The following is a 23538-nucleotide window of genomic DNA, read 5'->3' on the forward strand; positions in this document are numbered from 1 at the left end:
GTCAGCGGGAGGCGCCGGCGCGGCGCTTGTTGTAGATGTCGAAGGCAACGGCCAGCAGCAGCACCAGGCCCTTGACGACCGACTGCGTCGACTGGTCGACACCCATCAACTGCATACCGTTGCTCATCACCGCCATGATCAAACCGCCGACCATCGCCCCGACCACGGTGCCGACGCCGCCAGCGACGGCGGCGCCGCCGATGAATGCCGCGGCGATGGCGTCGAGTTCGAACATGTTGCCGGCCGCGGGCTGGGCGCCGTTGGACCGCGACGAGTAGATGACGCCGGCGATCCCGGCCAGGAAGCCCATGTTCACGAAGATCCAGAAGTTGACCTTGCGGACCTTCACACCGGACAGCATCGCGGCCGACAGGTTGCCGCCGATCGCGTAGACCTGGCGGCCGAAGACGGTGTTGTTCGTCATCAGCCCGTAGGCGATCACGAGGACGGCCAGAATGATCAGGACGATCGGCAGACCGCGGGCGTGAGCCAGTTGCCAGGCGAAGTACATGACGACCGCGGCGACCACCAGCACGCGAGCCACGAACAGCGGGAACGACTCCACCGGCTGCTGGTAGCGGATCCGCGCCAACCGGGTGCGGAACACGCTGACCGCGTACCCGGCGACCGCGATCCCGGCGATCAGCAGCGTGAACGCGTCGTAACCCTGCCCGCCCATCAGGCCGTTCAGGAAGCCGCTGGCGACCTTCTGGTAGTCGGCCGGGAACGGCGACAAGGAGACGTTGTCCAGCACCTGCAACGTCAGGCCACGGAACAGCAACATGCCGGCCAGCGTCACGATGAACGCAGGCATACCGACGTACGCCACCCAGAAGCCGTGCCAGGCCCCGACCGCGACACCCACCGCGACGGCCGCGACCACGCCGACCCACCACGGCTGTCCGTGCTGGATGACCAGTACGGCGGACACCGCGCCCGTCAACGCGACGATCGACCCGACCGACAGGTCGATGTGGCCGGCGATGATCAGGATCACCATGCCGATCGCGAGCACAAGGATGTAGGAGTACTGGAGCACGATGTTGGTGATGTTGCCCGGGCTGAGCAGGACACCGTCGGTCAGGAACGCGAACAGCGCCACGATCACGACGAAGGCGATGTAGATGCCGCTCTGCCGCAGGTTGCGCGTCAGCAAGGTGAGCGGATCGCTGGTGCCGACGTGCAGCGCGGCGGCGGGGGCGCTCTCCGCCGGTGCGTCCTGTGGTCGAGCGGTTGGTTCGGTGCTGGTCATCCGGCGAGCTCCTTCTCCATCGTCATGAGCGCCATGAGGTCTTCCTGGGTGGCCTGGCCGACCGGCAACTCGCCAGTGATCCGTCCGGCCGACAACGTGTAGATCCGGTCGCACATCCCCAGCAGTTCAGGGAGTTCGGAGGAGATGACGATGACCGCCTTCCCCTGGGCTACGAGCCGGTTGATGATTGTGTAGATCTCGAACTTGGCTCCGACGTCGATACCGCGCGTGGGCTCGTCCAGGATGAGCACGTCCGGATCCGTGAAAAGCCATTTGGACAGCACGACCTTCTGCTGATTGCCCCCGGACAGGGTGCCGACGGTGTCCAGCACGGTGCGCGTCTTGATGTTCATGTCCCGCCGGCCCTGCTCGGCGACCTTGATCTCCTCGTTGCCGTTGATCCAGCCGGCCCGGGCCAGCTTGCCGAGTGCCGCGGCGGAGACGTTGACCCGGACGTCGGCGATCAGGTTCAGCCCGTACCGCTTGCGATCCTCGGTGGCGTAGGCGATGCCGTTGGAGATCGCCTCGGCCACGGTTCGGGCCCGGACCTCCTTGCCGTGCAGGTACAGCCGGCCGCTGATGTTGCGCCCGTACGAGCGCCCGAAGACGCTCATCGCGAGTTCGGTGCGTCCCGCGCCCATCAGTCCGGCGATGCCGACGACCTCGCCGGCCCGCACGTTGAGGGAGGCTCCGTCGACGACCTTGCGCTGCTGGACCGGATGCCACGCAGTCCAGTTCTCGATCCGCAGCACTTCGGGCCCGGGCTCGGAGACCCGGTCCGGATAGAAGCTGTCGATGTCGCGTCCGACCATGCCGCGGATGATCCGCTGCTGGGTCACGTCCCCGGAGCTCATGTCGAGAGTCTCGACCGTCTTTCCGTCCCGGATCACCGTGGTGGAGTCTGCGATCGCCGTGATCTCGCTGAGTTTGTGGGAGATCATGATGCAGGTGATCCCCCGGTCCCGGAGCCGCCGGAGCAGCTCGAGCAGATGTGCCGAGTCCACGTCGTTGAGCGCGGCGGTCGGCTCGTCGAGGATCAGCAGCCGGACCTCCTTGGACAGGGCCTTGGCGATCTCGACCAACTGCTGCTTGCCGACTCCGAGCTGGATCACCGGCGACACGGGGTTCTCGTCCAGCCCGACCGACGTCAACAGTTCGCGGGCCTCGGCGTTGGCCCGGTTCCAGTCGATCAGCCCGCCGCGGCCGCGGCGTTCGTTGCCGAGAAAGATGTTCTCCGCGATCGACAGGTAGGGCACGAGGGCCAGCTCCTGATGGATGATGACGATCCCGACGGCTTCGCTGTCACGGATGCCACCGAAGTGCACGGGTTTTCCGTCGAACCTGATCTCGCCCTCGTAGCTACCGGTCGGGTAGACGCCGGACAGCACCTTCATCAGGGTCGACTTGCCGGCACCGTTCTCGCCACAGATCGCGTGGATCTCCCCACGCCGTACGGCGAGTGACACGTCCTCGAGAGCCGTGACACCGGGGAAACGCTTGGTGATTCCCCGCATCTCGAGCAGCACGTCGTTCATTCAGCCTCCTTCACGGCCACACCATCCACATCGGATCGCGGCCGGGCCCCGGCGGTTCGCATACCGCCGGGACCCGGCCGGGCTTCACTTCGCCTGACCGGCGGCGACCTCGGCGGCCGTGTAATAACCGGAGTCGACGAGCTGCTTCTGGATGTCCTGCTTGAAGACGGTCTGGATCGGCAGCAGGTACGCCGGGACGACCTTCACGCCGTTGTCGTACGACTTGGTGTCGTTCGCCTCCGGCTCCTTCTTCTCCAGGAACGCCACCGACGCGTTGACGGCCTGATCGGCCAGCAACCGGGTGTCCTTGAAGATCGTCGAGCTCTGGACACCGGTGTTGATCAGCTTGACCGACGCGATCTCCGCGTCCTGACCGGTGATCGCCGGCATCGGGTTGGCCGCCGTACCGTAACCGACGTTCTGCAACGCGGTGATGATGCCGCGCGAAATGCCGTCGTACGGCGAGAGGACGCCGGCCACCTTGGCGCCGTCGTTGTAGCTCGAGGTCAGCAGGTTCTCCATCCGCTTCTGCGCGGCCTCCTGCTGCCAGCGCAGGATCGCGACCTGCTCGAGCTTGGTCTGCTTCGACTTGACCACCAGCGTGCCGTTGTCGATGTACGGCTTGAGGGTGTCCATGGCGCCCTGGAAGAAGAAGTGCGTGTTGTTGTCGTCCAGCGAACCGGCGAAGACCTCGATGTTGAGCGGCCCGGTCTTGGTGCCCTTCGAGCCGTCCGCGTTCTCCAGGCCCAGCCCGCGAAGAAGTGACTTGGCCTGGGCGACGCCGACCTTGTAGTTGTCGAAACTGACGTAGAAGTCGACGTTCTGACTGCCGCGGATCAGCCGGTCGTACGCGATCACCGGGATCTTCTTGTCGGCCGCAGCCTGCAACTGGCTGCTGAGCGCGGTGCCGTCGATCGCGGCGATCACCAGCACGTCGGCGCCCTGGGTGATCATCTGGTCCACCTGCTGCGACTGGGTCGGGATGTCATCGTTCGCGTACTGCAGATCGACCTTGTATCCCTTCGCCTCGAGCTTCTCCTTCACCGCCTTGCCGTCGGCGATCCAGCGCTCGGACGTCTGTGTCGGCATCGACACCCCGATGGTCAGATCCTTGGGCTGCTGACTCGCGGTGTCGGTAGTCGCGCCCGCTCCTTGTCCGCCGCACGCCGCGAGGCCGAGCATCAGCAAGGCCCCACTCAGAGTGGCCACAAACCTCTTCTTCACTACTCTTCCCCTCCAGGGCCCGATCGGATTGTTAGCGCTCACATGTTTGCGCTCACATTCCGGTTGGTCAAGACATCAACCAGACATCCACGCGTCACGTTCTCGTAACGGCGATCAATCGGACCTTGGCGACGCATCGCCGAACATCGTTCCTGGAAAGGGCATTCCGCGCACAGCGCGATCCCTGGAGGAATTGCCTCCGCCCCCGCGACCGGCACGCGGAAAGTCTTCACCCATCTATGGACACGTTAACAACTGAAACATACTCACCAGACCGAGCATGCTCATGCCGTACCGCTGACGTCACCGAACCGTGACTCAGCAGACGGATCGGCGTCGGCCGGCTGGTCGAGCTGGCCGTGGCAGCGGGCCGGGCGGCGAACGGAGGGTGCGCACAACGCGACGGATCCCCACCCGTGAGGAGTGGGGATCCGGGAGTTCCTTGCGGGAGGGGTCAGTCCTTGAAGGCGTCCTTTGCCTTCTCGCCGGCCTGCTTCAGGTCGGCCTTGGTCTTCTCCGCCTGCCCTTCGGCCTGCAGATCGCGATTGTCAGTCGCGTCGCCGGTCTTCTCCTTCATCTTGCCCTTCGCCGCTTCCGCGGTGTGCTTCGCCTTGTCTCCGAGACCCATCGATCTCTCCCGTCATCAGTTCTCTCGCCTGTGGACATACGGGCTTCGAACGAACGGGGCCGCCGCCCAGGCGGCGATACTTCCATCGACGCTCGTCGTAGTCGTAGTACGTGTCCACGTCACCAACTGTGATCACAATCGCCTCCAGCGCTGCGATCCGTCAGCACCCGCCCGCTGCTGGACGGTCCCCCTCCCGGTACCCGCCGACACACCGGTCCATGCCGTCCGCCGGGTCGTGTCAGGTCGTGTCAGAGGGCGCGGAGTGCGGGGCCGAGTTCTTTGGTGAAGAAGTCGAAGAAGCCGTCCATGTCCGGGCCGGCGTTGATCAGCGCCAGACGGTCATAACCCGCCTCGACGAACGGACGCGCGATCTCCACATGGCGTTCCACGTCAGGCCCGCAGCCGAACTGGTCACGCATGTGATCCGCGGTGACCAGCTCCGTCGCGGCGTCGAAGTTCACCGGATTCGGCAGCTCGGCCTGCACCTTCCAGCCCGTCACACCGAACCGGAACAGCCGCCGCGCCGACTCCGCCGCGTCATCCTCCGACTCCGCCCACGCCAACGGGACCTCGGCATAGCGAGGGCCGCGCCCACCGACTTCTTCGTACGCCGCAACCAGGTCCGCACGCGGTTCGGTCACGAACAACGCGTCACCAAGCTCACCGGCAAGCCGAGCCGCCTCCGGACCACCGGCGGCGACCGCGATATCCGGCCGCTCATCGGGGAGGTCGAAGACGCGCGCGTCCTCCAGCCGCAGATGTTTCCCGTCGTACGAGTGGTATCCGCCGCTCCACAGCAGCCGGATGATCTCCAGCGACTCACGCAGCATCTCGTGCCGCGTGGCGGCCGCCGGCCACCCGGCCCCGACGACGTGCTCGTTGAGCCGCTCCCCCGCACCGACTCCCAACGTGAAGCGCCCGTCGGACAGGATCGCGATGGTCGCCGCGGCCTGCGCGACGATCGCCGGGTGATACCGGATGAACGGACACGTCACACCGGTCGCCAGACCGAGAGACGACGTACGGGCAGCGATCGCCGCCAGCATCGAGAACGCGAACCCCGAATGCTCGTGCTCGCTCACCCACGGATGAAAGTGATCACTCACCTCGACGAAGTCGAACCCGGCCTCCTCGGCGCGCGCCGCCTGCGCGACGATCTCCCGTGGTCCGTACGCCTCGGCGATCAACTTGAACCCCAGCTTCGTCATTCTCGGCCGGTAGCCAGCCTTGGCTCCCCGCAAACCCGCTCGCGGGCGTCAGCCGGCGTCTTCCAGCGCGCTCAGCAGCGCCTGCAGGGCGGCGAGCGTCGCGAGCTCCACCACGCGTTGCGGACTGCCGTCGAAACGATGCTCGAGGACTTGCTCTTCCGAGCCGGAGCTGACCGCGAGAAAGACCGTCCCGGCAGGATGGCCCTCCACCGGCCCCGGGCCACCGACTCCCGTCACCGCGACGGCAAGATCCGCAGCCATCAACCGTGCGGCACCACGCGCCATCTGCGCAGCGCACCGTGCGGACACGACTGCCCCTGGCACGACGTCCAGCACCTTGAACTTGACCTCCGACGCATACGCCACGACACCGCCGGCGAACCAGGAACTGGCGTCGGGCGCCGCGCCGAGGCGGCTGGCGATGGCACCGCTCGTCAACGACTCCGCGACCGCGATCGTCAGCCCTTGGTCCCGAGCGGCATGAGCTACCCGGTCCGCGATCGTCGCGGCCTCGTCTGCGGGCTCCGCCTCAGCCATGGTGTCGATTTCCTCCGTCCAGGATCCTCTCTCCGTAAGCCAGGTACCCACGGTAGGCGTCAGCAGGCAGTCGGTTCGGTGCGATCGATCGAATTCCCGCGGGCTCAGTCTTGAGCGGCTGGGGTCGAAGCCGATGGCGTGGTGCTGGCCTGGGAACTCGGCGACGGCGTGCCGGATGCCGGGGAGCCGGATGTCGGCCTGTCAGGCGTCGGGCTCGCGGATGTCGTCGGCGGGGCCGAGGAGGATGGACCGGTTGCAGGCGTTTCCGGCGTTCGTGTCGTGCTGCTTCGAGTGGGTGCGCTCGACGGCGACTGCTCGGTCGAGGTCGTGGCAGCCGCAGGCGTGCTCGGCGACACCCGTTGCGACGCCGGAGCTGACCTCGTCGCCCCTGACGGGGTACGTCGCGTTGTGGAGGTTGACGTTCTCGTCGCGGTCGGGCGCGCTTCCGGCGTACCAGATGTCACGATCGGTTGCGGACCGACGTCGGTTGTCGGAGGCAACCTCTTCTCACTGTCGTCCAGGACGACTCCGGCCAGCACGGCAGCTGTGGTCGCGAGGACCGCGATCCCCCCGGCCAGCAACGCCTTCAGCCGCGAGCCGACAGGCGCACCAACAGGCGCGGCGACTGGCGTACGGTCTGGCGTACGGGGTGGCGCAGCACGCAGCGCGCCGGTGGCGATCTCGGAAGCGGACGGACGGCCGGCGGGATCCTTGGCGAGCATGCTGAGCAGAACGCTCTCGAACTGTCCGCCGAGTTCGGGGCGGAGCAGACTCGGCGGCTCGGGATCGGCGTCGACGTGCTGGTAGAGGATCGCCGCTGGGTGTTCCCCGGTGAACGGTGGCTGCCCCGTGACCAACTGGTAGAGCACGCAACCCAAGGCGTACACATCGGACGGCTGGCCGGCCTGACCGCCGCTGGCACGCTCGGGCGCGAGGTACGGCGCGCTGCCGATGATCTGGCCGCCAGCCGTCAGCGTTGCCGCGCCATCTCCTGGAAGCTGAGCGATCCCGAAGTCCGCGACCTTGACGGTCCCGTCCGCCGCCAGCAGAAGATTGCCCGGCTTGACGTCGCGATGCACGACGGACTCACGATGTGCCGCGGCCAGTCCCGCGGCGGCCTGCTCGACGATGTCGATCGCCCGGTCTTTCGGCAGTGGCCCGTGCTCGGCCAACTCGTCGGCGATCGTACGACCTTCGACCAGTTCCATGACCAGGAAGAAACCGTCGTCGTGGTGGCCGAAGTCGTACACGGACACGACGTGCGGATCGTTCAGCCTCGCCGCGGCGCGCGCCTCGCGGTGGAACCTCTCCCCCGCGCACGGATCGCGATCGGACGGTAACAGCACCTTGACCGCAACCGGACGTCCCAGCTGTTCATCGGTCGCGCGGAAGACCTCGCCCATTCCGCCCCGCCCGATGACGGAGCCCAGTCTGTACCGTCCTGCTGCCAACATCCCGCTACCGGTACCCACCCGGCTACGGAGCCAAAAGGATCTTGACCGCGCCGTCCTGCTTTTTCTGGAACATCTCGTACGCTGCAGGCCCGTCCGACAACGGCAGGCGATGGGTGGCGAAGTCGTCGACCCCGAGCGGATCGTCGTTCCCGAGGAGCGGGAGAATCTGGTCCACCCAGCGGCGAACGTTGGCCTGCCCCATCCGCAACTGGATCTGCTTGTCGAAGATCGTCAGCATCGGCAGCGGATCCGCCATCCCGCCGTAGACACCGACCAACGAGATCGTGCCGCCGCGACGGACCACGTCGATCGCCAGGTACAGCGCTGCCAGCCGGTCCACTCCCGCCGTCTCCATGAACCGCTGCTGGACCTTGTCGGGCAGCAACCCGGCCAACTGCTGCCCGAATTTCGCGACCGGTGACCCGTGCGCCTCCATCCCGACCGCATCGATCACCGCGTCGGCCCCGCGCCCGGCGGTCAGCTCGCGGACCACCTCGGCCACGTCGTCGCCGTACTCCAGTGTCTCGACGCCGCGCCGCCGGGCGCGTTCGAGCCGCTCCGCGACCAGGTCGATGCCGATCACCCGACAGCTGCGGTGCATCGCGATCCGGGCAGCCATGTCGCCGATCGGACCGAGCCCGATCACCACGACGGTCCCGCCCGGCGGCACGTCGGCGTACTCGACCGCCTGCCAGGCCGTCGGCAGTACGTCGGACAGGTAGACGAACCGGTCGTCCGGCGGCCCCGCCGGCACCTTGATCGGCCCGTACTGCGCCTGCGGGACGCGTAAGTATTCCGCCTGCGCGCCCGGGACCTGCCCGTAGAGCTTGGTGTAGCCGAAGAGCGCCGCGCCCATCCCCTGATCGCGGACCTGAGTGGTCTCGCACTGCGTCTGCAGGCCTTGATCGCACATGAAGCACCGCCCGCAGGCGATCTGGAACGGTACGACGACGCGGTCACCGGGAGCGAGGCCGGTCACTTCCGCACCGACCTCGGTGACGATGCCGATCGGCTCGTGGCCGAGCACATCGCCTTCCTCGAGGTACGGCGCCATCACCTCGTACAGGTGCAGGTCGGACCCGCAGATCCCGGTCGACGTGACCTTGATGATCGCGTCGGTCGGCTGCTGGATGATCGGGTCGGGCACATCGCCGTACGCGACGTCCCGCTTGCCTTGCCAGGTCAGCGCTTTCACTTAGCCCTCCGGTCCCGGTTCCGATCAGCGTTTCGCCCGTGTTTGCCGGGTGCCCGCGTCGTCGACCTCGAAAACGGTCGGTCCCGCCCAGGCTGTCCGGTTCGCGCTGGTCCGGTCACAATGGAACTCGCGAGGGGGAGGTTGTGATGGCGGGGACGCTGCTCGACGCCAAGGTCCGTGTCCCGAGGCTGCGGCGTGGGCTGGTCGCACGTCCTCGGCTGAGTGACCGGATGAGCCGTGGGTCGGATTCGGTGCTCACGCTGGTGTCTGCTCCGGCCGGGTTCGGCAAGACGACGCTGCTGACGGACTGGGTGGCCGGACTTGGGCGCGACGGCCGGGCCATCGCCTGGCTCTCCCTCGATCAGCGGGACAACGACCCCACGGTGTTCTGGACGTACGTCGTGGCCGCGCTGCGAACTGCTGTGGACGGGATCGGCGCAGGCGCGCTGGCCCTCCTGCAGTCGCCCCAGCCGCCGGTGGAGGCTGTTCTCAGCGCCCTGCTCAACGATCTGCACGCCGCCCCGACGGACGTCGTGCTGGTGCTCGACGACTACCACCACATCGACACACGCGACATCCACGACGGGATGGCCTTCCTGCTCGAACACCTGCCCGAACAGGTCCACGTGGTGATCGCCGGCCGCACAGATCCACTACTTCCGCTGGGGCGGCTGCGAGGGCAGGGCGAGCTCGTGGAGATCCGGGTCGCGGACCTGCGATTCACCCCCGACGAAGCCGCGGCCTATCTGAGCGAGACCATGGGACTGTCCCTGACAGCACAGGAGATCCTGATGCTGGAGCGACGTACGGAAGGCTGGATCGCCGCCCTGCAACTGGCCGCGCTCTCGATGCAGGGCCGTGAGGACGTCGCCGGGTTCGTCGCAGGCTTCGGTGGAGACGACCGGTACGTCGTCGACTACCTGGCCGAGGAAGTCCTGCAACGGCAGCCGGAATCCACCCGGCTGTTTCTGCTGATGACCTCGATCCTCGACCGGCTGAGCGGCCCGCTGTGCGACGCAGTCACCTCTCAGTCCGGTGGCACCGCACAGCTCGCGGCCCTGGAGCGCGCCAACCTCTTCCTGGTTCCGCTCGACGACCGCCGCCAGTGGTATCGCTATCACCAACTGTTCGCCGACGTTCTCCAGGCGCATCTCCTGGACGAGCGATCCGGCGATGTTCCCGAGCTGCATCGGCGTGCGAGCTTGTGGTACCAGCAGAACGACGACGCGGCCGAGGCGATCCGCCACGCGTTCGCCGCGGGAGACCTGGAACGAGCGGCCGGCCTCATCGAACTGGCGATCCCGGCAATGCGCCGTACCAGACAGGAGGCCGCACTGCGGGTCTGGCAGAAGATGCTGCCCGACGACCTCGTCCACCAGCGCCCCGTACTCACCGTTGGGCTGGCCGGCGCTCTGCTGTCCGGCGGTCAGCTGGACGGCGTCGACAACCGGCTGCGGATCGCGGAGCGGTGGATTCACCGATCAGCGGTCGCGACCCCGTCGGAGGACCCGGCGATCGAGATGGTCGTCGTCGACCGGGCCGAGTTCTCCCGCCTTCCAGCGACGATCGAGATGTACCGCGCCGCGCTCGCTCTTGCCGAAGGCAACACAGCGGCCACCGTCAGACACGCTCAGCAGGCGATCAGTCTGGCCCAGGACGAGGATGATCTGTGCCGTGCCGGCTCCGCCGGTCTGATGGGGCTCGCGTTCTGGGGCAGCGGAGATCTCGAGGCCGGACACCGGGCGTATTCCGATTGCGTCGCAGGACTGTTGAAGGCCGGGTTCGTCGCCGACACCTTGGGCTGCGCGATCGCGCTGGCAGACATCCGGGTCACCCAGGGGCGTCTCCGCGATGCACTACGCACCTACGAACAGGCACTGAGCCGAGCCGCCGAGGAAGGCAAGCCTGTGCTGCGCGGCACCGCGGACATGTACGTCGGCCTGAGCGAGCTCCACCGCGAGCGCGGCGACCTCCGAGCGGCAAGGAAGCAACTGCAGCACGCTCAAGAGCTGGGCGAGAACACCGGACTACCGCAGAACCCGTACCGCCGACGGGTCGCGATGGCAAGGATCTGCGAAGCCGACGGAGATCTGGAGGGCGCCGTCACACTGCTCAACGCGGCGGAGCGCGTGTACGTGGGTGACTTCTTCCCCGCCGTACGGCCGATCCCTGCACTCAGAGCACGCGTCTGGATCCGGCAAGGCAATCTTGGCGAAGCCCTCGACTGGGCGCACCACGCGACTCTGTCCACCGAGGACGAGCTGAGCTACGGCCGCGAGTTCGAACACCTCACCCTCGCCAGGCTGCTTCTCGCCCGCTCCACGGCCGAGCATGACCAAGGCCTGATCAATGACGCCGTACGGCTCCTCGAGCGTCTCCTGACAGCGGCCGAAGAGGGCCTGCGAACGGGAAGCGTCATCGAGATCCTGGTCGTACAGGCCCTCGCGCATCAAGCGCGAGGCGACACCGCCTCCGCGCTCGCGTTGCTGCGACGAGCGCTGACCCTGGCCGAGCCGGAACACTACGTTCGCGTCTTCGCGGACGAGGGCGCGCCGATGACGACGCTGTTGAGAACCGCCGCGAAACGGGGCATCGCGCCGAGTTACGTTCGGAGGCTCCTGAGCGGCGTCGCGACGAACCGGCCGGCCGAACGCGGCCTCGTCGAGGAACTGAGTGCGCGGGAACTGGACATTCTGAGGATGCTCAACACCGACCTGGACGGTCCCGACATCGCCCGGGAACTCGTCGTCTCCCTGAATACGGTGCGGACCCACACCAAACACGTCTACGCCAAGCTCGGGGTCAACAACCGCCGGGCCGCGGTCCGCCGGGCTCGAGAACTCGGTCTGCTGGCCTAGCCTTTCATCACGCAGATCACCACATGTGGTGATGCTCGCTCACCGCCTCTCCTTCTACCTTTCGATCAAGGCGAGGGACGGAGGAATCGTGAGCGACGCCTACGAGATCCGCCTGCAGGGCCACCTCGACCGCCGATGGGCTACCTGGTTCGACGGCCTGAACCTGACCGTCGAGCCCGACGGCACCACCGTCATCTCCGGCCACGTCGCCGACCAAGCCGCCCTGCACGGTCTGCTGGACAAGGTCCGTGACCTGGGCCTGCCGCTGATCTCGGTCACCAGACAACCGCAAGCCGGTACGCCGTACCCGGACGGCACCTCAACGCACGCAAGGAGAACCCCATGACCACCCTCAAGCAGACCACGACGCCGACCCGGGTCCCGATGACTTCCCTGCGGAAGACCGCCCTCGTCGCCGGCGCCTTCTACCTGCTCAGCTTCGTCTCGATCCCGACGCTCGGCCTCTACAGCAAGGTCCGCGAGCCGAACTATGTCACCGGCCCCGGACCGGACACCCCGGTGGTCATCGGCGGCATCCTGGAGATGATCGTCGCTCTGGCCTGCATCGGCACCGCGGTCGCGCTGTACCCGGTGGTGCGCAGGCAGAGCGAACTGCGTGCGCTGGGCTTCGTCGGAGCGCGCGTCCTCGAGGCTGCCACCATCGTCGGCTGCGTCGTGAGCCTGATGTCCGTCGTCAGCCTGCGAAGGGCCGGCGCCGCACCGGACACAGAAGTGGCTGCCCGGGCGCTGGTCGCGTTCCATGACTGGATCTTCTTGCTCGGGCAAGGCTTCATCCCGGCGGTGAACGCCCTGCTGATCGGCACCCTGCTGTACCAGTCGCGCCTCGTGCCGCGAGCACTCCCGGTGCTCGGCCTGATCGGCGCCCCACTCCTCGTCATCTCCGTGATCGGAACACTGTTCGATCTCTGGGCGCAGACGTCCGCCATCTCAGCCGTCCTGACCCTCCCGATCGCCGTGTGGGAGCTCTCGCTCGGCGTCTATCTGGTCACCAAGGGTTTCAAGCCCTCCCCCATCACGAACACCGAACCCCGGCCCTGACTATCGGCGCTTCACGACAGCCGCTATCGAGGTTCAGCCGCGCTGCTTCCGCTCGTGCTCGACAGCGAACACAGCCGCCTCGGTGCGGCGCTCCAGGTTGAGTTTGCGCAGCAGCGAGGACACGTAGTTCTTGACGGTCTTCTCGGCCAGGAACAGCGACTGCGCGATCTGGCGGTTGGTCTTGCCCTCGGCGATCTCGGCGAGGATCCGGCGTTCCTGCTCGGTCAACGACGCGTACCGCGGGTCCTCGGTGTCAACCGGGTGCCGCAGACGGTCCAGCACCTTGGCGGTCATGCTCGGGTCCAGCAGCGACTCCCCGGCCGCAAGACGACGTACGGCGTCGATCAAGGCCTGACCGTGGATCTGCTTCAGCAGGTACCCGGACGCGCCGGCCATGATCGCGGTGAACAGCGCCTCGTCGTCGGAGAACGAGGTCAGCATCAGGCACGCCGGCGGCTCGTCCATCTGCGAGCGGACCTCCCGGCACACGCTGATCCCGTCACCGTCAGGCAGCCGCACATCCAAGACAGCGACATCGGGACGTACGGCGGGAATCCGGGCAATCGCCTCGGCTGCCGTCGACGCATCCCCGACCACCTCGATGTCCGGCTCCGCGTCGAGCAACTGATGCAGCCCCAGCCGCACCACCTCGTGGTCGTCGAGCAGGAACACCTTGATCGCCATCACGAACTCCTTCAACCACGTCTCGCTCCGGCCAGCCGGTGCCCGGGGCCCTCCCCAGCATCCCGCCGTACCCACGCTACCCGCCAGGGACCAGAGTCCCGCCTTGTGCAGGACCTTCGGCGGCCGCCGCCACCCCTGCCCACCCGACCGGCCGCCGCATCCGCTCCGAGTCAGACGTCGAGGTGGTGTTCGCGGAGGCGGGCTCGGGCCTCGTCGAATTCTTCGTGGGTGATTTCGCCTGCTGCGAAGCGGCGTTCGAGGATGTCCAAGGGTGACGGGAGGTGCGGCGGCGGTTGCCGCCGAGGCTGGTGGATCATCCGTACGGCGGCCCAGCCCGCGCCACCGATCGCCACGACCCACAGCGCCAGCACGAGCACGGACCAGAAGGCCGCGCCTGCCGTCGAGTGCATCATGACTCCTCCTCACGCGACTTTCGCGGATCCGGTCAGCAGACGGCCGAGTTCGGCGCCCCAGCGCTCCGCCCGCTCGATCTCCACGTCGCGGATGGGTCCAGTCGTGTCGTTCACGAAGAAGCTCTCGGACGTGGAGACCATCCGGTAGCCCCTCCGGCGCAGGACCTTCGCCGCCGATCGCGCCGCCGATCCAGGCAGCCGCCGTACACTGGCGATCCGGGTGTCGAAGGTCGTCACCCGCAGCGTCTTCGCCTGACTTCCGGCCGGCGCTTTCAGCGCGGCCAGCCAGTCGCGGATGCCGACCTCGACCGGCGTGACCAGGCCGCCTTGTTTCCAGGCCTCCTGCCGGGTCGACAGCCGGCTCATCGAGAACGCGTGGGTCGGTCCCCCGACCACCAGCAGCCGGACGTCATCGGGCACCACGTCCGGCGCCTGGTTCACCGGCGCCGTCTCGGCCGGAAGGTACTGACGCAACCCGTCCCGGACCGCCCGAGCGATCCGCTCGGTGTTGCCGAACATCGACTCGTACACGATCAGCGCACGAACACTCTCGGACATGACCTCTCACCTCTGGAATCAATGACCATCAATGACTCGGTACGACGGCCCGCGCACGCGTCACCGCGTGTTCGGTCTCCGTCACGTGATGCGGCACGATCGCGACCGGGCACGTCATCGCCGCCACCGAGCGCCGTGCGACCGGATCGATCGCCAACGGACCACTGTGCGATCCGACAACCACCAGGCCGACGTCGGCGCTCTCGTGCACCAGCGCCGCGGACGGCGGCCGGCTGCTCAGGAACCGTGTGACCTTCACTTCCGGGAACCGACCGGTCCACGGCGCGAGCGTCTCCGACAGGATGTAGTCGGCCCGGCTGATCCACGAGCACTCCGGGTCCTCGTCCATGAACGGACGCTCGGCCGGCAGACCCGCGTGCACGACGATCAGATCACCCTCACGCCCTGCCGCGATCCCGAACGCGAACTCCAGCGCCTCCGCGGACAACGCCGTACCGTCGATGCCGACGGCAACCTTCCGGTCGAGCAACGACGGCTGCCACGACAGCGGTACGACGACCATCGGGCAACCGGCCCGCGCCGCGAGCCGCAGATTCGTCTGCGTATGCACCAGCCGCTGCGGGCCACGGCTCCGGGACCGCCCGACCACCAGCATCCGCGCCGCCCGTGCCGCATGTGCGAGGACCCGCAGCCGCGAGCCTTCCTCGGCGAGCGCGACCAGTTCGGTCGCGTACCCGTCGCGGTGCCGCACGTGCGCCACCGCGGACCGCAGAGCGGCGTCCGCCGGCTCGGCCGACGACTTCGGCGCGTACTCCGGCATCATCGGCGTGTACGACCCATGCGCGGAGTACGGCGCGACAAGCACCAACTCCGCGCCCGTCCGCAGCGCCTCGGCGGACGCATAATCCACCACCCGAAGGTTCTCCGCAGTCCCGTCCACCTCGACCACAACGGGTCCGGTGCGGTTCCAGTCAGTCATCGAGCTCACCGCAGCCACGGGTACTTGCGAACGAAGTCCAGGCCGCTCCACCACTTACCGAAGCCCCAGACGTTGCCAGCCGCAACCAGTGCGAGCACGACAACCGTGACAGCACCGACGATGTGGTCGTCCAGGACCGGGTTGTTCTCCGGCGGCAGATTCGCCGACCACATCAGCAGATACAGCATCGCGCCACTGACGGCCGCGATCCGCATCCCGATCCCTAGGGTCAGCGCCAGACCGATGCCGGCCAGACCGATCATGAACAACGGGCTGACCCACCAGTCACCCACCAACGACTGATAGAAATCCGCCAACGGGCCACTGGTTCCCTTACCCAGGAACCCCGCCGTCGGGTCGCCGCCGTCGATCCAGCCCTTACCCGACGGAGTCGCGTACCCGAGACCGAAGACCTTGTCGACGAACGCCCACAAGAACGACAGCCCGACAACAACCCGCAGTACGGCGAGCGCACGGCCGGCCGCAGTGGTGATGATCGGATGGCGAACGGGTTCCGTCGCAGGAGTCTGGAGATCGCGCCGGTGCGGCGTGGTGGTCATGATGTCGTCCTTTCCTTGAACTTCTGACACCTCGATCGTCCGATTTCGCCGCGAGATCCGGCAGAGCCGTTGTCACCTCGGTCTCAGGAGTCGAACGGCCCTCCTGACCCGGGACGTCTGCCGCTGTCCGTCGCCCGGCAACACGCAGACGCTGGAACCGGGCGGAACGTCCGCCGGTAGAGAGGGCTGCATCATGAACGCTGTACTGACTGACGACGAGGTGGACATCCTGCTCACGGCCGCCGCGCACGCACCGTCGATGTACAACACACAGCCCTGGCGCTTCGAGGTGCACGGGCCGGTCATCGACGTACTGGCCGACGAGGAGCGTTCGCTGCCCATCGCGGATCCGTCCGGGCGGGCCGCACGCGTCGCGATCGGCGCGGCGGCGTTCAACCTCCGCGTGGCCGCCGCTGTCCTCGGCCACAAGTCGCGTCTTGCGATCGATCCGGATCCCGCACGTCCCGAGGTCGTGGCCCGGCTGTTCCTCGACGACCGCACGGCGCCCGTCCCGGAACTCGGCAAGCTGTACGCCGACGTGTCCGAGCGGCACACCTACCGTGGGCCGCTGCTCGACGTCCCGATCCCGCGACGGGTGCAAGTCCATCTGGACGACGCTGCACGCCGCGAGGGCGCGCAGTTGCACTGGCTCGGCTCGACGGCCATGTCGCGGCTCGCCGAACTACAACGCCAGGCCGACGCCGCGGATCTCGCCGACGAAGACCGCCTGAACGAGCGGCTGCGCTGGGTCGGCGGAGACCGGTCACGCGACGGAATTCCGGAGGAGACGCTCGGGCCGCTCCCGGCGGGCACAGCCTTCGTACGCGACCTGTCGCTCGGTCTGGACAGCAGCCACCGCGACCGCATCGGCTACGAGGCTCATCCAGCGATCGCCGTACTGAGCACCGAGGACGAGGACGGTGCGGCGTGGGTCGGTGCAGGTGTCGCGCTCGAGCGTGTGCTCCTGGTCGCCACGTCGTACGACCTGACGGCGTCGTTCCTCAATCAAGTCCTCGAACGCCCAGCTGACCGCGCCGGCGTGCGGGAGCTGATCGGCGGCCGGTCCTGGCCGCAGATCGTTCTCCGTGCCGGCTATCCGGCCCAGCCGGCGAGTCACACCTCGCGGCTGGACTGGCGCAGTTCCTTCGACCAATGGTTCTGAACACAGGAGGCCACATCATGTCGACACAGTCCGCTCCGATCGTGATCGGGTACGACGGCTCGCAAGGCAGCAGGTCCGCATTGCAATGGGCCGCCGTCGCGGCGCACCGCGCCATGGCACCGCTTCGGATCGTCGAGGCTTTCGAGATCGTCGTCGTCACCCGCCCATCTCCAGGCCACATCGTTCCGCTGGACGCGGTCCGAACGGCCCGCCAGACAGGCCTCGACCAATTGGCCGACGACATCCGCACGCAGTACCCCGGCCTGCGGGTCGAGACGAGCCTCGTGGGCGGCCCCGCTCCGGGGGCCTTGATCGAGGCAGTGCAGGACGCCCGGCTCGTGGTCCTCGGATCGCGCGGTCTCGGCGGCTGGAGCGGCCTGCTGGTCGGCTCAGTCGCGACACAGGTGACCACGCACGCGGAGTGCCCGGTCGTCGTCGTACCGCACGACCTGCGAGCGCGAGCTCACGAAGGGTCCACCGTGGTCGTCGGCGTCGACGGTTCCAAGGCATCGGCGAAGGCCATCGACTTCGCCTTCGACCAGGCCGAGTCGTTGCACGCCAAGGTCATCGCCGTGCACGCGTGGACCAGCCCGTTCCTCACGTACGCCGACGGCGCGTCGATGCTGCAGTTCGACGAGGAGAAGGTCCGCGAGGAGTCCCGCCTGCTGGTCGCCGAGTCGGTAGCCGGCGCGGCGGCCGAGCATCCTGACGTGGAGTGGTCGACCGAGCTGGCCATGGGCTCTGCGGCACAGGCGTTGGTACGGCGCTCCGAGTCCGCCGACCTGCTGGTCGTCGGTTCCCGCGGCCGGGGTGGGTTCACCGGCCTTCTCCTCGGGTCCGTCGGCCAGAGCGCCCTGCACCACACGCACTGCCCGATCGCCATCGTCCGCTGAGCACGAAATGAGCCGCGGTCCACGAAGCCGAAGCGGTGGGTGATCAGGCCGGGCAGTTGCAACCGGCCGGCGGCCAGCATCGACAGCAGCCTCGGCGTCGAGAACGTGTCGACCAGACCGGTGGTGATGGTGACGTTCTTGATCCACAGGTCTTCCAGGTGCAGCGTCGCCGGCGCGCCGTGCACACCGACACCCTCGACTCTCGTCCGCGCGGCTGTCCGTGGCAGCGGCCGAACAGCACCTGTGGACCGGGACCTTCGGTGCTCGTGTTCGGGACCTTCCGTCCTGCACACACCGGCTCGGGTCGCCTTGACTGGAGGTGCCGGAGGAGGTGCGATGACCAACGAACTGCCCGTACTGGTAGGAATCGACGGATCCCGCGACGGCCTGATCGCGCTCATCTGGGCCGCGGCTTACGCCGCTTTGCATCACGCACCGCTGCACGCCGTGTACGTCCTCGACGACGAGCGCGAGGTCGGCGGCGGCCCGCCGTCCATCGGAGCGGACGACGGCACCGAGGTACTCGGCGACGCCCTGGAGGAGCTCGATCGACTGGGATTCCGCGACGCGTCGCTCGAGGTCCGCCACGGCCATCCTGCACAGGCACTCCACGAGCTCTCCGAACGGTCCGTCGCCCTGGTCGTCGGCCGGCGCGGCATGGGTGGCTTCGCCGAGCTCGTGCTCGGCTCCACCTCCCAGGCCTGTACGGCGCTGGCCACGAAGGTCCCCCTGATCGTCGTCCCCGACACCTGGGACCCCGCAGGGCCCGCACATCAGCGGATCGTCGTCGGCGTCGACGGCTCCGTTGAGGGCCAGGACGCACTCCGCTTCGCCTTCGAGTTGGCGGCCGCGACCGGTGCGGAGATTCTCGGCGTCCACGCGACCGAGGTCCGGGAGAAGTACCCGGACCCCGGCAAGTGGTTCGACCCGGCCCGGCAGCCGTGGATCGAGACCTCCGACGAGCTACTGACACAGGCCCTCGAAGGCTGGACCGCGAAGTACCCGGACGTCGCCGTCCAGCAGGGCGGCGTCGCCGACCACCCAGTTCTCGTCCTGGCCCGCGAGTCCCAGAACGCTGACCTCGTGGTGGTAGGCGGCCTCGGCCGTACGGCGTTCTCCGAACTGCGCATGGGCTCCGTGGCCCGCGGCCTCCTCCACCACTCCCACTGCCCCGTCGCCGTCGTACACCACCCGGAGTCCTGACACGGACCACGTCATCAGAACCCACAACCTCACCAAACGGTTCGGAGCTGCTCAGGACCGTCGCGCGTACCCGCGCCGAGGCTTCTAGTAGAACGTGGCGCCGGTCGCGCGTGTTGTGTCGTCGAATCTCCAGGTCAGCTCGTTACGCACTCCGACCACGCCGTCGATACCGCCGATCAACTGTTCCGCGAAGGCAACCGTGCTGCGGTTCTCGACCTGTCCGCTCAGCGTCACGACGCCCTCGCGCACACTCACCTCCACGGCGAACGTGTCGTCCCACAGATGGCGGTCGACGACATCTCGCCGTACCCGGGCGAGGAGTTCCTCATCCGTGGCAAGGAAGGCTCGCAGCAGATCGGAGCGGGCCACGATTCCGGTCAGTTCGCCGCCGTCTGTCACGACCAGGCGGGTGAGCCCGCGAGCCGCCATCAACCGCGCGGCCTCGTCCAGAGTGCAGCGGCGATCCACCGTCACCGCGGGGCTGGTCATCAACTGTCCGGCGGTCAACGCCTCCGCCTTCGTGTGGGCCTTGCGGTGCGCGAGGTGGAGTGCGCGCCGCGGTGAACGCTGAAACTCCTCCTTGCGCAGGAGGTCCGTTTCGGACACCACGCCGGCGACTCCGCCGTACGGACTGCGGACCGGAACCGCGCTGATGTGGTGCTCGGCCAGGATCGCGGCGACGGTCTTGAACGGCGTGTCCTCGGCGACGGTGACGACGTCCTTGGTCATCACGTCGGAGACGGTCAGGAAGTGGCGCATCATGACTCCTCATGCCGGCGGACGATCGCGACAGGCGAGTCCGCGTGGTGCAGAAGGCTCTGGCTGACGGAACCCATCAGCAAGCCGGCGACGCCGCCACGGCCGCGCGAGCCGACGACGACCAGCGAGGCAGTTTCCGACAGCTTGATCAGTTGCGAACTCGCCCGCCCCTCGGTCACGGAGGCGCCTACTGTGACGGTGGGGTACTTGTCCCGGTAGGTCGCAAGACTCTCGGCGAGCCAGTTCTTCAGCAGACCGTCAGTGGTGTCGATCGACGCCGCGTGCTCCGCCTGCGGCTGCCAGCAGTACACGACCCTGAGCGGCTGACCGGTCCGCGATGCCTCCTCGAACGCGAACAGCACCGCGTCCTCGGAGTCGGGCGAGCCGTCCGTGCCGACTATGACGGGACCGGTACGCCGTTCACTGCGCACCACGACCACCGGGCACGGCGCCTTGGCCGCAACCGCCGTCGCCACCGATCCGAGCACCGCAGCCGACATCTTGCTCCGCGACCGCGAGCCGACGACAACCATCTCGGCCCCGCCGGCCTCCATCAGGAGCGCGTCCTGCGCAGCCTCGGCTGCCAGCCACCCGGACCCACGCTCGTACCCGAGCCGGTCGCGGGCGAACTGCACCGCCTCGTCGAGCTCGCGCTGCAACGTGCCCAGCGGCATCGCCGGTGGCACATATCCCTCCAAGCTGACCGCGGGCCAGCGCTTGAGATCATTCAGGTACGCCCGCACGACCCGCACCGCAAGATCGCGCTGTTCGGCCGCGTCCACGGCCCAGCGCAGCGCGATCTGTGCCTCAGGCGTGTCGTCCACACCGACGAGGATGTACTTCGTCATGACCGAATTCCCTTCGTTCGCCCTCATGTCTCCACTGTCGGTCGCGCCGCGGAGACCCGGCAGAGCCGAACGTCCTATGCGCGCTGGGCCGACAGCCGTGTTTGAGGAAGGAAGGATCGACCGCGCGCCACGATGGCGACCGCGGGTGCCACACCCGGCCGGACCTCGAGGAGGTACAGCGCACCGGTGTGACCGTCCTTCGCCCAGTCGAGCGTCGTCGGACGGCGGAAGTGTTTGTCTGCCACAACCGACCAGCGGGCGAGTTCCTGAAGGTCTTCGTCGGTCAGCACGAGGACGGCTCGTTCGGCGGGCGTCGTCGGCACACGCCGGGTCCCGCGGGGGTCGGCGTACACGGTCTGGGTGAGCTTGGCCCCACAGTGCCGCACGATCGTCGGCCGCGCGCCCGGGTGCACCGAGTACTGGTCGGCGTCGGCCCCTTCACCGAGGCCCCACGAGGCCCGGACCCGGACGAAGGTGTTCTCGCCGCGGGCGGAGCCCGAACCACCGAGATCGGCACGCACCATCCGCTGCACAGTCACCGGCATCGCGACCTTCAGGTGGTCGATCCCCTCGGCCTCGCGATTGCCAACGGCAACGGTGTTGTACAGCGACGCGAAGCACCGCCGGCAGGCCGCGACGACGTCGGCGCCGCTGGTGAGGTGCAGGAACACGTCGTCCTGCAGGGCGTCCGCGGACGTCACCGGGCTGCAGCGAACTGCGACCTCCGTGCCGTCCCCACCCAGCTCGTCGTACGCGTCGAGGATCTCCTCGGCCACTGCCGCGGGCAGCGACGCGTCGCGGAAGGCCGAGCGGACCTCGGCCGCTGCCACGACGAGGTCGCGACCGGCCCGGAACCTACGGATCTCCTGTGCGATCGTCGGTCCGAGACCGGCGTGGTGGACGAACTCGCGGTACGCCGCAGCGGTCACCGCGAACCCCTCGGGCACGCGGATGCCCTCACGGGCCAACTCGGCCAGCCGGGCTGCCTTCACTCCGACCTGCTCCGGACCCGCCTCGACAGCGGACTGCGTCGCTTCACCGTCGAGTCGTACGACGTACTCGCTGTTCATCTCATCCTCCTGAACTGCTCACAGATCCGTCGTACTCATTCCACCGATGGGAGTGGCGGTTGTTGCAGGGCCGAAGGTCCCGGCTGCTCTCGCCGGACGACCGCCGGCACCACGAGGAGCAGGCCGAGTACGAGCGTCATGCCCGCACTCGCGAGCACCACGATCCACGCCCACTCGAGGGCCGGCGCGGTCGCACCGACGTCCGCTCGGACACTGACGTTCCCACTGCCGTCGGCGGCCATCACGACGAGCGTCCAGTCGCCGTTCTCGACCGGCCAGGTGATCGTCTGCTCCCCCGGACCGGAGGCCTGGACACGCCAGATGTGCAGCGCCGCGGGCTCGGTCGAGGGCGCGCCGCCGGCGTGATCGTCGTACGTCGTGTTGTTCGGCCCGATCGCCTTCACCGTTGTGTGGCCGACGCCGGTCAGGTAGGTGGCCACATCGGCCGACCTCGCCAGACCGACGAAGACGGGTGCGCCGCCGGTCGAGGCCACGCGCAGTCGCGCGTCACCGAACCAGCTCCGCGGAACCGTCGTCGCACCGGCGTCGATCGTGAACCTTTCACTGGTCAGCGCGTAGCCCGACGTGGACATCGCCACCTGACCCGACGTGACGAAGCCCGCCGAGTCCCGGCGACCTTGGTCGAGCCAGGCCAGCGCTCCGCCGACCGCGAGGCCGGCGACGGACGCGAGCGTCACCACAACGCCGAGGACGAGGGCGACGATCCGTCCAGCCGACATCCGCTGCGCCGACCCCGGCGATGGTGCGCCGGCCGGCGGTGTGCTTGTAGGCGGTGTGCTGCGAGGCAGCGGCTCGTGGAGTCTCGTCGTACCGGGGTCGTCGCCGCCCATGTCCAAACGGAACGGCGGGTACTGGTCGACCATCAGCCCGGCGTACGCCGCGACGCGCAACGCCCACCGATTCATGCCGAGCACCAGATCGAAGACCGACCGTGGGTACCGCCCGGTGAACAGCAGGACGATCGCCGCGACGAGGACCAACAGTCCGACCAGACCACCACTCCAGCCCCACGCGCGATCGTCGGCCTGGGTCGCGAACCACGTCCCGGTACCGACGAAGAACCCGACCACGATGTAGTGCGGGATCGCCAGCAACCACCACTTGACCAGCACCAGGCCGCGGGACAGGTGCTCCGGGTACTTCACCTCGAGATGCGCCGGGTAGTCCGGGACGTCCCGCAACGTGAACGGCGGGTACTTGTCCGTGCCCAGAGCGCCGTACGAGTAGAACTGCACCCGCCAGGTCCAGCGCATCACTCCGACGTTAAAGTCGAAGATCCCGCGCGGATAGCGACCCGTGAACAGGATCGCGAAGAACGCCACGAAACTCAGCAACGCGAACGCGATCCACAACACCGCGAGCACGAACAGGTGCGGAATCACCAGCACCCACTTCACCAACCACAACCAGCGATTCAGCCGATCGTCGAGCGCCCCGTCCACCCGGACCGGGTACGTCGTGGTACTCATCGCGTCTC

23 protein-coding genes are annotated in these 23538 nt (G+C 67.9%); 6 read left to right on the plus strand and 17 right to left on the minus strand.

The window, feature by feature from the left end; genetic code table 11:
• Position 1: 1 nt before the first annotated feature.
• The 8 genes from mmsB to EV647_RS19945 all read right to left on the minus strand — a co-directional run bounded on the left by mmsB (position 2) and on the right by EV647_RS19945 (position 9033).
• Positions 2-1252: a multiple monosaccharide ABC transporter permease gene (gene mmsB, locus EV647_RS19905; protein WP_134005008.1), complete on the minus strand. Its 1251-nt coding sequence runs from the start codon at positions 1250-1252 to the stop codon at positions 2-4.
• Positions 1249-2787 carry a multiple monosaccharide ABC transporter ATP-binding protein gene (gene mmsA, locus EV647_RS19910; RefSeq protein ID WP_134005010.1) on the minus strand — a complete coding sequence of 513 codons (1539 nt, stop codon included), beginning with the start codon at positions 2785-2787 and terminating at the stop codon, positions 1249-1251. The genes mmsB and mmsA overlap by 4 nt, the downstream gene beginning before the upstream one ends.
• A gap of 84 nt (positions 2788-2871) precedes the next feature.
• On the minus strand, positions 2872-3996 hold the full coding sequence (chvE, locus tag EV647_RS19915) for a multiple monosaccharide ABC transporter substrate-binding protein (RefSeq protein ID WP_238177301.1): 1125 nt from the start codon (positions 3994-3996) through the stop codon (positions 2872-2874).
• Between the two features lie 469 nt (positions 3997-4465).
• Entirely contained in the window at positions 4466-4639 is a 174-nt protein-coding gene (locus EV647_RS19920; RefSeq protein WP_133790049.1) for a CsbD family protein, read from the minus strand.
• Positions 4640-4887: 248 nt separating this feature from the next.
• On the minus strand, positions 4888-5847 hold the full coding sequence (locus EV647_RS19930; RefSeq protein WP_134005016.1) for a TIGR03557 family F420-dependent LLM class oxidoreductase: 960 nt from the start codon (positions 5845-5847) through the stop codon (positions 4888-4890).
• A 48-nt stretch (positions 5848-5895) separates the two neighbouring features.
• The gene (locus EV647_RS19935; protein ID WP_134005018.1) at positions 5896-6384 is read right to left on the minus strand and encodes a CinA family protein; all 489 of its coding nucleotides are present in this window, start codon (positions 6382-6384) and stop codon (positions 5896-5898) included.
• Between the two features lie 104 nt (positions 6385-6488).
• Positions 6489-7838 (minus strand): serine/threonine-protein kinase, encoded by a 1350-nt coding sequence (locus EV647_RS19940; protein WP_134005020.1) that lies wholly within the window; start codon positions 7836-7838, stop codon positions 6489-6491.
• A 22-nt stretch (positions 7839-7860) separates the two neighbouring features.
• Positions 7861-9033, minus strand: coding sequence for an alcohol dehydrogenase catalytic domain-containing protein (locus EV647_RS19945; RefSeq protein WP_134005022.1), 1173 nt, complete (start codon positions 9031-9033; stop codon positions 7861-7863).
• A 146-nt stretch (positions 9034-9179) separates the two neighbouring features.
• On the opposite strand from EV647_RS19945, the gene EV647_RS19950 reads away from it, so the two are divergent.
• The 3 genes from EV647_RS19950 to EV647_RS19960 all read left to right on the plus strand — a co-directional run bounded on the left by EV647_RS19950 (position 9180) and on the right by EV647_RS19960 (position 12950).
• Positions 9180-11891 carry a LuxR C-terminal-related transcriptional regulator gene (locus EV647_RS19950; RefSeq protein WP_134005024.1) on the plus strand — a complete coding sequence of 904 codons (2712 nt, stop codon included), beginning with the start codon at positions 9180-9182 and terminating at the stop codon, positions 11889-11891.
• An 88-nt stretch (positions 11892-11979) separates the two neighbouring features.
• Complete coding sequence (locus EV647_RS19955; RefSeq protein ID WP_202876233.1) at positions 11980-12237, plus strand: hypothetical protein; 258 nt, start codon at positions 11980-11982, stop codon at positions 12235-12237.
• Entirely contained in the window at positions 12234-12950 is a 717-nt protein-coding gene (locus tag EV647_RS19960; protein ID WP_202876234.1) for a DUF4386 domain-containing protein, read from the plus strand. Before EV647_RS19955 ends, EV647_RS19960 begins: the two co-directional genes overlap by 4 nt.
• 33 nt (positions 12951-12983) lie before the next feature.
• Here EV647_RS19960 and EV647_RS19965 read toward each other — a convergent pair whose 3' ends face one another.
• The 5 genes from EV647_RS19965 to EV647_RS19985 form a co-directional block, all read right to left on the minus strand.
• Positions 12984-13634, minus strand: coding sequence for a response regulator transcription factor (locus tag EV647_RS19965; RefSeq protein WP_134005026.1), 651 nt, complete (start codon positions 13632-13634; stop codon positions 12984-12986).
• A 170-nt stretch (positions 13635-13804) separates the two neighbouring features.
• The gene (locus tag EV647_RS42585) at positions 13805-14047 is read right to left on the minus strand and encodes an SHOCT domain-containing protein (RefSeq protein WP_202876235.1); all 243 of its coding nucleotides are present in this window, start codon (positions 14045-14047) and stop codon (positions 13805-13807) included.
• Between the two features lie 9 nt (positions 14048-14056).
• Positions 14057-14605: a hypothetical protein gene (locus EV647_RS19975; RefSeq protein ID WP_202876236.1), complete on the minus strand. Its 549-nt coding sequence runs from the start codon at positions 14603-14605 to the stop codon at positions 14057-14059.
• 28 nt (positions 14606-14633) lie between these two features.
• Positions 14634-15545, minus strand: a complete 912-nt coding sequence (locus EV647_RS19980) for a universal stress protein (protein WP_134005028.1) — start codon at positions 15543-15545, stop codon at positions 14634-14636.
• Between the two features lie 5 nt (positions 15546-15550).
• Positions 15551-16105, minus strand: coding sequence for a hypothetical protein (locus EV647_RS19985; protein ID WP_134005030.1), 555 nt, complete (start codon positions 16103-16105; stop codon positions 15551-15553).
• A gap of 193 nt (positions 16106-16298) precedes the next feature.
• Here EV647_RS19985 and EV647_RS19990 point away from each other — a divergent pair, with 193 nt between their 5' ends.
• The 3 genes from EV647_RS19990 to EV647_RS20005 all read left to right on the plus strand — a co-directional run bounded on the left by EV647_RS19990 (position 16299) and on the right by EV647_RS20005 (position 19363).
• Positions 16299-17267, plus strand: coding sequence for a nitroreductase (locus EV647_RS19990; protein ID WP_134005032.1), 969 nt, complete (start codon positions 16299-16301; stop codon positions 17265-17267).
• A gap of 17 nt (positions 17268-17284) precedes the next feature.
• Complete coding sequence (locus tag EV647_RS19995) at positions 17285-18160, plus strand: universal stress protein (protein ID WP_166680384.1); 876 nt, start codon at positions 17285-17287, stop codon at positions 18158-18160.
• A 336-nt stretch (positions 18161-18496) separates the two neighbouring features.
• Positions 18497-19363: a universal stress protein gene (locus EV647_RS20005; protein WP_134005036.1), complete on the plus strand. Its 867-nt coding sequence runs from the start codon at positions 18497-18499 to the stop codon at positions 19361-19363.
• Positions 19364-19447: 84 nt separating this feature from the next.
• On the opposite strand, the gene EV647_RS20010 is transcribed toward EV647_RS20005, so the two are convergent.
• From EV647_RS20010 to EV647_RS20025, 4 genes are all read right to left on the minus strand, one after another.
• Positions 19448-20125: a CBS domain-containing protein gene (locus EV647_RS20010; RefSeq protein WP_202876237.1), complete on the minus strand. Its 678-nt coding sequence runs from the start codon at positions 20123-20125 to the stop codon at positions 19448-19450.
• The gene (locus EV647_RS20015; RefSeq protein WP_166680385.1) at positions 20122-20970 is read right to left on the minus strand and encodes a universal stress protein; all 849 of its coding nucleotides are present in this window, start codon (positions 20968-20970) and stop codon (positions 20122-20124) included. The genes EV647_RS20010 and EV647_RS20015 overlap by 4 nt, the downstream gene beginning before the upstream one ends.
• 74 nt (positions 20971-21044) lie before the next feature.
• Entirely contained in the window at positions 21045-22040 is a 996-nt protein-coding gene (locus EV647_RS20020; RefSeq protein WP_134005040.1) for a PEP/pyruvate-binding domain-containing protein, read from the minus strand.
• Positions 22041-22075: 35 nt separating this feature from the next.
• Entirely contained in the window at positions 22076-23530 is a 1455-nt protein-coding gene (locus tag EV647_RS20025) for a DUF4389 domain-containing protein (RefSeq protein ID WP_134005042.1), read from the minus strand.
• Positions 23531-23538: the final 8 nt, after the last annotated feature.

Source organism: Kribbella sp. VKM Ac-2566 (assembly GCF_004366005.1).
In the GTDB taxonomy this organism is placed as follows: Bacteria; Actinomycetota; Actinomycetes; order Propionibacteriales; family Kribbellaceae; genus Kribbella; species Kribbella pratensis.

Excerpts from the sequence above, each read along its gene's own strand:
- mmsB (WP_134005008.1), bottom strand. The coding sequence starts at position 1,252 with ATGACCAGCACCGAACCAACCGCTCGACCACAGGACGCACCGGCGGAG.
- mmsA (WP_134005010.1), bottom strand. The coding sequence starts at position 2,787 with ATGAACGACGTGCTGCTCGAGATGCGGGGAATCACCAAGCGTTTCCCC.
- EV647_RS19920 (WP_133790049.1), bottom strand. The coding sequence starts at position 4,639 with ATGGGTCTCGGAGACAAGGCGAAGCACACCGCGGAAGCGGCGAAGGGC.
- EV647_RS19930 (WP_134005016.1), bottom strand. The coding sequence starts at position 5,847 with ATGACGAAGCTGGGGTTCAAGTTGATCGCCGAGGCGTACGGACCACGG.
- EV647_RS19935 (WP_134005018.1), bottom strand. The coding sequence starts at position 6,384 with ATGGCTGAGGCGGAGCCCGCAGACGAGGCCGCGACGATCGCGGACCGG.
- EV647_RS19940 (WP_134005020.1), bottom strand. The coding sequence starts at position 7,838 with ATGTTGGCAGCAGGACGGTACAGACTGGGCTCCGTCATCGGGCGGGGC.
- EV647_RS19950 (WP_134005024.1), top strand. The coding sequence starts at position 9,180 with ATGGCGGGGACGCTGCTCGACGCCAAGGTCCGTGTCCCGAGGCTGCGG.
- EV647_RS19960 (WP_202876234.1), top strand. The coding sequence starts at position 12,234 with ATGACCACCCTCAAGCAGACCACGACGCCGACCCGGGTCCCGATGACT.
- EV647_RS19965 (WP_134005026.1), bottom strand. The coding sequence starts at position 13,634 with ATGGCGATCAAGGTGTTCCTGCTCGACGACCACGAGGTGGTGCGGCTG.
- EV647_RS42585 (WP_202876235.1), bottom strand. The coding sequence starts at position 14,047 with ATGATGCACTCGACGGCAGGCGCGGCCTTCTGGTCCGTGCTCGTGCTG.
- EV647_RS19975 (WP_202876236.1), bottom strand. The coding sequence starts at position 14,605 with ATGTCCGAGAGTGTTCGTGCGCTGATCGTGTACGAGTCGATGTTCGGC.
- EV647_RS19980 (WP_134005028.1), bottom strand. The coding sequence starts at position 15,545 with ATGACTGACTGGAACCGCACCGGACCCGTTGTGGTCGAGGTGGACGGG.
- EV647_RS19985 (WP_134005030.1), bottom strand. The coding sequence starts at position 16,105 with ATGACCACCACGCCGCACCGGCGCGATCTCCAGACTCCTGCGACGGAA.
- EV647_RS19990 (WP_134005032.1), top strand. The coding sequence starts at position 16,299 with ATGAACGCTGTACTGACTGACGACGAGGTGGACATCCTGCTCACGGCC.
- EV647_RS19995 (WP_166680384.1), top strand. The coding sequence starts at position 17,285 with ATGTCGACACAGTCCGCTCCGATCGTGATCGGGTACGACGGCTCGCAA.
- EV647_RS20005 (WP_134005036.1), top strand. The coding sequence starts at position 18,497 with ATGACCAACGAACTGCCCGTACTGGTAGGAATCGACGGATCCCGCGAC.
- EV647_RS20010 (WP_202876237.1), bottom strand. The coding sequence starts at position 20,125 with ATGATGCGCCACTTCCTGACCGTCTCCGACGTGATGACCAAGGACGTC.
- EV647_RS20015 (WP_166680385.1), bottom strand. The coding sequence starts at position 20,970 with ATGACGAAGTACATCCTCGTCGGTGTGGACGACACGCCTGAGGCACAG.
- EV647_RS20020 (WP_134005040.1), bottom strand. The coding sequence starts at position 22,040 with ATGAACAGCGAGTACGTCGTACGACTCGACGGTGAAGCGACGCAGTCC.
- EV647_RS20025 (WP_134005042.1), bottom strand. The coding sequence starts at position 23,530 with ATGAGTACCACGACGTACCCGGTCCGGGTGGACGGGGCGCTCGACGAT.